Origin of the sequence: Rhodococcus sp. YH1, from assembly GCF_009939605.1 — a bacterium.
GTDB lineage: Bacteria > Actinomycetota > Actinomycetes > Mycobacteriales > Mycobacteriaceae > Rhodococcus > Rhodococcus aetherivorans.
On record NZ_WVTE01000081.1, the window covers coordinates 1 to 9,556 of the forward strand.

A 9,556-nucleotide genomic window follows, 5' to 3' on the forward strand; every position below is an offset into this window, starting at 1 on the left:
CGACCGGCTCGACACCCACGAGCAGGTTCTCGCCGACATCCGGGCCCTGTACGGCCCGATCGACGTCGCGGTCCTCGCGTTCGGCATCCTCGGCGACCAGCGCCGCGCCGAACACGACGCCGCCCACGCCGTCGCGATCGTGCACACCGACTACGTCGCCCACGTGGCGCTGCTCACGCACCTCGCGGCGCAGCTGCGCGCCCAGGGTTCGGGCCGGATCGTGGTGTTCTCGTCGGTGGCGGGGGTGCGGGTGCGCCGGGCGAACTACGTGTACGGCTCCGCGAAGGCCGGCCTCGACGGATTCGCCGCCGGCCTGGCCGACGCGCTGCACGGCAGCGGCGTGTCCCTGCTGCTGGTGCGGCCCGGGTTCGTGATCGGCCGGATGACCGAGGGCATGAGCCCCGCGCCGCTGTCGAGCACCCCGGACCGGGTCGCCGATGCGGCGGTGCGGGCGTTGCACCGCGGCCGCGGCGAGGTGTGGGTGCCGGCGGTGCTGCGGCCGGTGTTCTTCGGGATGCGGCTGCTGCCGCGCCCGATCTGGCGGCGGCTGCCGCGCTGACCGGCGCGGTCAGCGGTGGCGCGACTCGAGCAGCCGCAACCACACCTCGCCGACCGTCGGATATGCCGGTACCGCATGCCACAGCGTCTTGAGCGGCACCGCCCCGACCACCGCGACGGTGGCCGCATGCAGCAGCTCGGCCACGTCGGTGCCCACGAACGTCGCCCCCACCGCGGTGTCGGTCGCGCGGTCGACGACGAGGGCGGCGCGGCCGGTGAAATCGTCCCGGGCCAAAGCGGATCCGGCCACGGCGATGTCGACCTCGAGCACCTCGACGTCGAGGCCGTCGGCGCGGGCGCCGGCGGCGGTGCGGCCCACCGACGCGACCTCCGGGACGGTGAACACCACCTGCGGCACCTGCCCGTGGTCGGCGCTCGCCCGGTAGCGCGGCGCGTCGAGGTCGCGGCCCTCGGCGCGGGCGGCGATCACGTCGCCGCACACCCGGCCCTGGTACTTGCCCATGTGCGTCAGCGCCGTCCGGCCGGTGACGTCGCCGACGGCGTAGAGCCAGCGTCCGTCCGTCCCGGCGACGGTCATGTGGTCGTCGGTGCGCAGCGGGCCGTCCCCGGCCACCCCGACCGCGTCGAGACCGAGGTCGGCGGTGGCGGGCCGGCGTCCGGTCGCGACGATCAGCTCGTCGACCTCGAGGTCGCCGCCGTCGTCGAGACGCAGCCGCACCGGGCCGCCGTGGAGGCGCCCCACGCCGGTGTCCGCGACGTCCGGGCGGGCCACCTCCGCCACCGTGGTGCCGAACCGCAGCCGCACGCCGTGCTCGCGCAGCGCCGCGGCGACCGCGTCGCCGGCGAACGGTTCGGTGCGGGCGAGCAGCCGCTCCCCGCGCACCAGCATCGTCAGGTCCTCGGTGCCCAGCTCGCGCAGCCACGTGGCGACCTCGCAGGCGACGACGCCGCCGCCGACGATCGCGGCGCGCCGCGGCACCTGCTGCAGGTTCGTCGCGTCCCGCGACGTCCACGGCCGGGCGGCGCGCAGCCCGGGCAGGTCGGGGACGGCGGCGGTGGTGCCGGTGGCCACCACCACCGCGTGCCGTGCCCGCAGCCGGCGCGGCTGCGGGCCGTCCACGGTGACCTCGCACGGCCCGCTCAGCCGGCCGTGCCCGCGCACGACGTCGATCCCGGCGCCGCGGGCCCACTCGACCTGCGCGGCGTCGTCGCGGCCGCTGGTGAACGCGTCGCGGCGGGCGAGGACGTCGGCGACGTCGACGCCGTGCGCGGCGACCTTGGCGGCGACGCCGGGCATGTGCCGGGCCGCGCCGAGCACCTGCCCCGGTCGCAGCAGCGCCTTGCTCGGCATGCACGCCCAGTAGGAGCATTCGCCGCCGACCAGTTCGTGTTCCACCAGCACCGCGGTGCGGTCGCTGCCGGCGATCGCATAGTCGGCGGCATTCTCCCCGGCGGGCCCGCCGCCGAGGACGATGACATCGAACACGTCGGACTCGGAACCGGCACCGATGGTCATGACCTCACGGTAGGCCGCGCCCGGACCGCGCGACCCCGGAATGCGGCGACCCCGGAATGCGGCGGCCGCGGCGCGGATCAGCGCAGGGCGGGGGAGTCGGCGTCGAAGATCAGCCCCATCGGGGCGAGCACCCGCACCACCTGTTCGGCGGCCCACTCGTCGAGGTCGCACAGCAACAGCACCGGCCACGGCGTCACCACCAGGGGGCGGTCCACGGCCGCGAGGAACTCCGCCATCCGCGCCGGCAGCACCGCCCCGGGCAGACCGCCGCCGAGGGTGACCGCCCCGTCGGGCTGGTCGAGCCATCCCACGGGCCGGGCCGGGGCCGGCGGGTGCGGCGCCGCCGGCTCCGACGGCTCCAGACCCAGGGCCGCGAGGGTCGCGGCGACGCCGGCGCGGCGGGGCCGCTGCGCCGCCGCGACCAGCGCCTCGACGACGTCGCCGGGGGGCAGACGCACCCCCGAGTCGGTGCCGTCGAGCAGCAGCGCCCACCGCCCGTCGGGCAACGCCAACGCCCCCACCTCGGGGGCCAGGGCCGCGATGTCGCCGGTGCCGTCGTCGATCCCGACGACGATCTCGCGGTCCGGTACGATCCCGTCGAGGCGGTCCTGCACCCCGGCCAGCGTCTCCCACACGTCCACGTGCCCGCCGATGCGACCGGACAGCGGCGAGACGAGCAGGCGGTGCCGGTGCTCGCCGGGCAGGTCGAAGCCGTGACCGGTCAGCCGCGCGGTGAGCGCGGTGCGGTCCCCGCGCATCCCGAGGCCGCCGGCGGTGAGGACGAGGGTGCCCCCGGCGTGCTCGTGGGCGAGTTCGGCGAGGACCTGCAGCTGCGCCGCGGTCAGCCGGCCCCCCGGGAGGGGCACCTCGACCAGGTCGGCCACGGCGGGATCATGGGCATGCGGCATGCCCTCCAGGCTAGACGGCGCCGGTCGGCGCGCCGGCGGCGCGGTTTTCCGTAGGGTGTGCCCCATGACCCCGACCTTCGCCGACCTCGCCGCCGCGAAGTACGTGCTGCTGACCACGTTCCGCAAGGACGGCACCCCGGTGCCGACCGCGGTGTGGGCGGCCGCCGACGCCGACCGGCTGCTGGTGTGGACCGTCACCGACTCCTACAAGGTCAAGCGGCTGCGCCGCGATCCGCGGATCACCCTCGCGGTGTGCGACGTGCGCGGCAACCCGCGCAGCGACGCGGTCCCCGGCACCGCTACCGTGCTCGATGCCGCCGGCACCGAGCGGGCGCGGGCCGTGATCAGCCGCAGATACGGGATCCTCGGGTGGCTCACGGTCAAGGGCAGCGTGCTGCGCCGCGGCCGCGCCGGCACCGTCGGCATCGCCTGCGCCGTCGACGCGGGCGCCACCGCTCCGGAGACGGGCACCCCGGCCCCCGGGCACGGCGGGTGACGGGGAGCGCAGCGATGCCGCACAGCTGAGAGCGCGTCGGCGCACATCCGATGCCGGCGGTCCGGGGTGCGAGGCACGAAGCCCTCGACAGCTGTGCTGCTAGTGCGGTAGCCGGGCGCCGCCGGGGGTGGTGGCGAAGACGTGGGCGTGCGACGGGTCGATGCGGACGTGCACGACCTGGCCTTTCTCCGGTGGATTTCGCCAGTGGACCCTGGCCACCATTGGCTCGTGCCGTCCGCCCACCTGAGTGCGTCCGAAGATGAACGCTTCCGAGCCGAGTTCTTCGACCACGTCGACCTCGAGTTTCAGTCCGCCGGAGTCGGCGATCTCGACGTGCTCGGGCCGGATCCCGAAGACAACCTCCCGGCCGGCGGCCGCCAGGGTGTCCCGCGGCACCGGAATCACCTGCCCGCCGAAGCGGATTCCGCCGTCGGTGACGGGCACGGTGAACAGGTTCATCGACGGTGAACCCATGAATCCGGCGACGAAGACGTTCGCGGGCCGGTGGTAGAGCTCGCGCGGTGACGCGCACTGCTGCAGCACCCCGCCTCGGAGGACGGCGACCCGGTCGCCCATCGTCATCGCCTCGACCTGGTCGTGCGTGACGTAGACGGTGGTCGTGCCCAGGTGGCGCTGCAACTGGGCGATCTGCGTCCGGGTCTGCACCCGCAGCTTCGCGTCGAGATTCGACAGCGGCTCGTCCATGAGGAACACCTGAGGCTGGCGGACGATGGCGCGGCCCATGGCAACTCGCTGCCGCTGGCCCCCCGACAACGCCTTCGGCTTGCGGTCCAGATACGCGCCGAGGTCGAGCATGTCGGCGGCCTCGGCGACGCGGCGGCGGATCTCGGACTTGTCGGTACCGGCGAGTTTGAGCGCGAAGCCCATGTTCTCCGCGACGCTCATGTGCGGGTAGAGGGCGTAGTTCTGGAACACCATCGCGATGTCGCGTTCCTTGGGTTCGGCGTGCGTGACGTCGCGGCCGCCGATGGTGATGCGACCGCCGTCGACGTCCTCGAGGCCGGCGAGCATGCGCAGCGACGTCGACTTACCGCAGCCGGACGGGCCGACCAGGACGAGGAATTCGCCGTCCTCGATGTGCAGGTCGAGTTGGTCCACCGCGGGGCAGTCCGAACCGGGGAACAGTCGGGTCGCGTGGTCGTACGTGATGGTTGCCATGAGAAAAGAGAGTCCCTCCACCGGCAGGAACGTGCCGGACGATCCGAGTGAGGTGAGTGGTGTGGGTATCGGTGCTGTCAGGGCGTCGTGGTCCAACTGTCGGTACCGGTGAACGGCACGTAACTCGAGGAGGAGATGGTGCCGAATTGCGGTCCGTCGCCGTTGTCGAAGCCCCACGTCGTCCAGTTGCCGTCCCGTGTCCGCCGCATCTGCACCGCGTACAGGTCGGCGGTGTCGATGTTCGCCGCCTCGGTGATCTTCCACGGCCCGAGCGGGGACTGTCCTTCGGCGATCCAGGTCCCCGCTTGGTGCCCGGCGTGAACGCTGGTGTTCTTGGGCGCGCAGGAGAACACCAGGACCGGTTTCCCGTTGACGGTGTGTGCCTGCAGGACTTCCATCTCGCCGAATCCGGCGGGCGTCGAGAGTGGGGGGTGGATGTGCCAGTGGCTCAGGTCCTTGCTGGTGGCGTGGCCGACGACGGCGCGGCCCTCGGGATCGCCGGAGTTGGCGCGGGCGGTGATCAGCATGTGCCACCGACCGGCGTGTTCGAAGACGTAGGGGTCGCGCCAGGCTTCGTCCGGCCAGGTGCCCTCGCCGAGGCGTTCGTACCAGCGGCCGTCGGCCTCGAGGACGAGGTCGGGGTCCTTGGTCCAGGTGACCAGGTCCGAGGAGGTTGCGCGGCCGATGCGTTGTACGAGGCCGTTCTCGGCCCGGCTCACGCCGGTGTAGAACATGCTCCAGCGTCCGCCGGTGTCGCGGACGACGGAGCCGGTCCAGGTCGCGAGGTCGTCGAACGCCGGGGCGTCGGAGGCCGCCACTGCGTCGGCGGTCAGGGTCCATTGCTCGCCGTCCCGCGAGGTCGCGTGTCCGATGGCCGCACGGTAGTGGCGGCGTTCGCGGTCCTGCAGGGCGCGCGAGGCGCGGAGGAAGAACAGGTGGTAGTCGGTGCCGTCGTCGGTCATCCAACTGTCCCAGACCCAGTGGTCGGGAAGGGCGAGGCGCATCAGGTCTCCTGGGGTGTTCGGCAATCGGGGCGCGACCGTCGTGCTCTCAGCGCGGAGAGTCGTCTGCGGTCGCCGCTGTCGGCCGCCTTCGGTCCGGCGCCGGTCCGGTGCTGGCGCGGACGGTGAGTGTCACCGGGGCCGTGACGGCGGTGGGTACGCCGCCGTCCGCGGTGGGGCTGGGATTCAGCGTTTCGAGGACCAGGCGGGCGGCGATCTCGCCCTGCTCGCGGACGGATTGGTGCACCGTGGTCAGGTCGGTGAGTGCGGCGAGGGGGTGATCGTCGATCCCGACCACGGAGACGTCGTCGGGTATCCGCAGGCCCCGGCGGCGCAGGGTTCTGATCGCGCCGAGGGCGAGTTCGTCGCTGTGCGCGAACACCGCCGTCGGGGCGTGCTCCGGGGCCGCGTCGAGAATGTCGGCCATCGCCGATGCGGCGTGGAGGCCGCCCCAGTCGACGTCGCGGATGAGAGCGTGATCGACCGCGATCCCGGCCTCGGTCAGGGCGTCGACGTACGCCGCCGAGCGGCCCGGGCGGGCCGGCCAGCCCGGCTGGTCCGGGTCGTGGGCGGCGATCATGGCGATGCGCCGGTGGCCCAGTTCCAGGAGATGGTCGACGGCCAGGCGGCCGGCACGATAGTCGTCGATGCAGACGTAGGGGTAGTCGGCGTTCTGCCCGCCGGCGGCGATGATGCTGACGCCCATCAGGGCGAGCCGTTCCTGCTCGTGCTGGTCGACCGGGAATGCGACCACCACGACGGCGTCGACCTTCCGGCGGGCGGGCAGCCGGGTGAAGAAGTCGTGGCGGTCGTCGGGGCCGCCGACCTGGTACAGCAACAGGTCGAAGTGGGCCGCGGAGAGCACCGTTTCGATGCCGCTCACCATCTCGCCGAAGAACCAGCGCTCGAGGTGGGGGACGGCCAGCGCCACCCGTCGTGTCGGGCCGCCGGCGAGGCGGACCGCATCCGGGGAGACGACGTAGTCGAGACGGCGGGCGGTGGCGAGTACCTTCGCCTTCGTCGCCGCGGACACACCGTACGAGTCGTTGAGGGCGCGTGAAGCCGTCGTCAGTGAGACCCCCGCCTCCCGGGCGACGTCGCTGAGGCTCAACGCTGCAGGTCGATTGGACACAAGCCCGATGGTAGACCGATCGACCTTGATTTCGGAAGCGCTTCCGACATACGCTTCGGAAGCGCTTCCGAAATGTGATGCGCATCTCAACGCGGAGGAGTTATGGACTCACACCACTCGACCCCGGCCCGGCGGGCACGCAGATTCGCCGCCCTCGCAGGCGCCGCGGTCCTGCAGACGGTGGTGGTGGCGTGCGCGCCGCCGGGCAGCGGTAACACCGCGACCGTCCCGACCGACCCGGTGCCGGTGAACATCGATCTCGGCACCGACCCGATCGAGTTGACCCTGTACGACGGTGCGGGGTTGAAGAAGATCGACGAGGCCCTGATCGCGGCGTTCACCGAGCGCCATCCGAACGTGACCATCACCCCGCGCTACGACCCGGACGAGGTGCAGGCCGTCAACGCCCCCCGGGTGCTCGCGTCGGAGAATCCGCCGGACATCGCGCGGATCATCGCGCTGCCCGCCGCGGTAGCCAACCACCAGCTCACGGCCCTCGATCCGTGGGCCGACGCCTACGGCTGGAACACGCTTCCGCCGGGGCAGAGTGCCATGTACCGGGTCGATGCGAACGGAATCCGCGGCACCGGCCCGCAGTACACGATGGCCAGCGGGTTCACGGTGACCGGGCTCTACTACAACAAGGAGCTTGCGAACCGGATCGGGATGGTCGAGCCGCCCACCACCGTCGCGGAATTCGAGCAGGCCCTGGCGTCGGCGAAAACTGCCGGACTGATCCCGATCATGGCCGGCAACAAGAGCGCGCAGGTCACCTTCCTGGTCCAGATGATGCTGAACAACGCCCTCGGCCCGGACGCGGTCAACGGCTGGGTCTTCAACGCGCCCGGCGCCACCCTCGACACCCCCGCCGCGGTCGACGCGGCCGCGGTGGTGGCCGGCTGGGCAGCGAAGGGCTACTTCCCCGCGGACACCAACGGCACCGACGCCACCGCCGCCGCCGGACGGTTCGCTGCGGGCGAGGCCCTGTTCTATGTCTCCGGGAACTGGGATGCCGCGACCCTACAGGCCAAGATGGGCGAGAACGTCGGCTTCACCCTTCCACCCGCGCCCGCCGGGTCACCCGTGCTCGCCATGTCCGACCCGGTGTCGAACTTCGCAATACCCTCGGGGTCGGACGACAAGAACGCCGCCGCAGCCTTCCTGGACTTCCTCCGGTCCGACGCGGGCCGGCAGGTCGTGGTCGACGCCGGCTTCGCCCCGTCCGGTACCGGCCCGGTCCCGGCCACCGCACCCGGATCGCTGGGCGCCCAGATCCAGGCGGCCTTCGACATACTGGTCGCCGCCGACGGCCAGGTCCAATTCGTCCAGAACGCCACCAACGGCATGTCCGGCACCTGGCTACCGCAGGTCCAGATGCTCGTCGCCGGCCGAACCACGCCCGGCGAGATGATGGCCGCCGTCCAATCCGCATACGAGCAGGACCTCCTGAGATGACCTCCACCGCACACGCCCCCCAGACATCCCCCACCCGGGCGTTCCCGCATCGCGTCGCAACCCGGCCGGGGCGGGGCCACCGCGCCAAACGGGCCCTGACCGGATGGCTGTTCGTCCTGCCCGCCGCGGCGGTGTACACCGTCTTCGTCCTCCGGCCGCTGCTGAGCACCCTCTGGTACTCCCTCTACAACTGGGACGGCATCTCCGTCGGCAGCTGGGTGGGGCTCGGCAACTACCGCCGCGTGCTCACCGACCCGCAGCTGCTGTCCTCGATCGGGCACGCGTTCTTCCTCATCCTGTTCTTCACCGTCCTCCCGGTGATCGGCGGCCTTCTCGTCGCTGCCCTGCTCCAGGAGATCCGCATACGCGGCCTCGGAACCCTCACCCGCACCCTGCTGTTCCTACCGCAGATCATTCCCGGCGCGGCCGCGGCGGTCGCGTGGGTGTGGATGTTCTCGACCAACGGCACCGTGAACCAACTGCTCTCGGCCGTCGGCCTGGGCGGGCTCACCCGCTCCTGGCTCGGCGACTTCGACTGGGCCCTGCCCGCCGTCGGCGTCATCGGCACCTGGCTCGGCCTCGGATTCTGCACCATCCTGCTGATGGCCGGCATCGGGAAGATCGACATCTCGATCTACGAGGCCGCCCGGCTCGACGGCGCCAGCTTCCTCAGCACCTTCCGATACGTCACCGTTCCAGCCCTGCGGGCCGAGATCGGGGTCTGCGTCACCGTCACCATCATCGCCGCCCTCGCCAGCTTCGACATCGTGTTCATGTCCACCCAGGGCGGACCCGGCTACGCGACCACCGTGCCCGGCGTCCTGATCTATCAACTCGGCTTCACCGAATCCCGGGTCGGTCTCGCCAGCGCCCTCGCTGTCGTCCTCACCGGCCTGATCCTGATGGTCATCCTGCCGATCCAGCGCTTCTTCAGAGAGAAATGATCATGAAAACCTCCGCTCGCCAACGGATTCCCGGACTCGTCCTGCTGCTCGGCACCATGATCTTCTCGATCCTGCCGTTGCTCAGCATGCTGTCGGCGGCACTGCAACCGCAGGGCACCGTCCCGCTCGGGCTGTCGTGGCCGTCGAACCCGCACTGGCACAACTTCCTCGACGCCTGGCGCGTCGCGGAGGTGACACCGCTGATGGTCTCGAGCATCATCCTCGTCGCCGGCGTCGTCCCCGTCGCAGCGCTGTTCGCTGCGATGGCCGGTTACGGGCTCGGGCAGCTGCACGTGCCCGGAGGCACCGTCGTCTTCCTGCTCCTGCTGCTGGGGTTGACTCTCCCGAAGGAGGCGACGATCGTGCCGCTCTACTACCAGCTGCGCGAGATGAACCTGCTCAACAC

8 protein-coding genes and 2 pseudogenes are annotated in these 9,556 nt (G+C 71.9%); 5 read left to right on the forward strand and 5 right to left on the reverse strand.

Translation table 11 applies throughout. The features are described from left to right. The coding region (locus AIIKEEIJ_RS08130) for an SDR family NAD(P)-dependent oxidoreductase (RefSeq protein ID WP_161995390.1) at positions 1-559 on the forward strand (559 nt) is incomplete at its 5' end. 9 nt (positions 560-568) lie between these two features. Here the strand turns inward: AIIKEEIJ_RS08130 and AIIKEEIJ_RS08135 are convergent. Both AIIKEEIJ_RS08135 and AIIKEEIJ_RS08140 read right to left on the reverse strand, forming a co-directional pair. Beyond that, positions 569-2,035, reverse strand: coding sequence for an FAD-dependent oxidoreductase (locus AIIKEEIJ_RS08135; RefSeq protein WP_161995391.1), 1,467 nt, complete (start codon positions 2,033-2,035; stop codon positions 569-571). Positions 2,036-2,112: 77 nt separating this feature from the next. Then, complete coding sequence (locus AIIKEEIJ_RS08140; protein ID WP_161995392.1) at positions 2,113-2,943, reverse strand: precorrin-3B synthase; 831 nt, start codon at positions 2,941-2,943, stop codon at positions 2,113-2,115. Between the two features lie 64 nt (positions 2,944-3,007). Here AIIKEEIJ_RS08140 and AIIKEEIJ_RS08145 point away from each other — a divergent pair, with 64 nt between their 5' ends. Next, a complete protein-coding gene (locus AIIKEEIJ_RS08145; protein WP_161995393.1) occupies positions 3,008-3,439 on the forward strand; it encodes a PPOX class F420-dependent oxidoreductase in 432 nt (143 codons plus the stop codon). Positions 3,440-3,538: 99 nt separating this feature from the next. On the opposite strand, the gene AIIKEEIJ_RS08150 is transcribed toward AIIKEEIJ_RS08145, so the two are convergent. From AIIKEEIJ_RS08150 to AIIKEEIJ_RS08160, 3 genes and pseudogenes are all read right to left on the reverse strand, one after another. Then, positions 3,539-4,618, reverse strand: coding sequence for an ABC transporter ATP-binding protein (locus AIIKEEIJ_RS08150; protein WP_006945760.1), 1,080 nt, complete (start codon positions 4,616-4,618; stop codon positions 3,539-3,541). 77 nt (positions 4,619-4,695) lie between these two features. Beyond that, positions 4,696-5,652: pseudogene (locus tag AIIKEEIJ_RS08155) on the reverse strand (glycoside hydrolase family 68 protein); the annotation flags it as partial. A 16-nt stretch (positions 5,653-5,668) separates the two neighbouring features. Continuing rightward, entirely contained in the window at positions 5,669-6,751 is a 1,083-nt protein-coding gene (locus AIIKEEIJ_RS08160; protein ID WP_338020920.1) for a LacI family DNA-binding transcriptional regulator, read from the reverse strand. A 102-nt stretch (positions 6,752-6,853) separates the two neighbouring features. Here AIIKEEIJ_RS08160 and AIIKEEIJ_RS08165 point away from each other — a divergent pair, with 102 nt between their 5' ends. The 3 genes and pseudogenes from AIIKEEIJ_RS08165 to AIIKEEIJ_RS08175 form a co-directional block, all read left to right on the forward strand. After that, positions 6,854-8,206 carry an extracellular solute-binding protein gene (locus AIIKEEIJ_RS08165; RefSeq protein ID WP_161995395.1) on the forward strand — a complete coding sequence of 451 codons (1,353 nt, stop codon included), beginning with the start codon at positions 6,854-6,856 and terminating at the stop codon, positions 8,204-8,206. Next, entirely contained in the window at positions 8,203-9,150 is a 948-nt protein-coding gene (locus AIIKEEIJ_RS08170; RefSeq protein WP_050035269.1) for a carbohydrate ABC transporter permease, read from the forward strand. The genes AIIKEEIJ_RS08165 and AIIKEEIJ_RS08170 overlap by 4 nt, the downstream gene beginning before the upstream one ends. 2 nt (positions 9,151-9,152) lie before the next feature. Next, positions 9,153-9,556: pseudogene (locus tag AIIKEEIJ_RS08175) on the forward strand (carbohydrate ABC transporter permease); the annotation flags it as partial.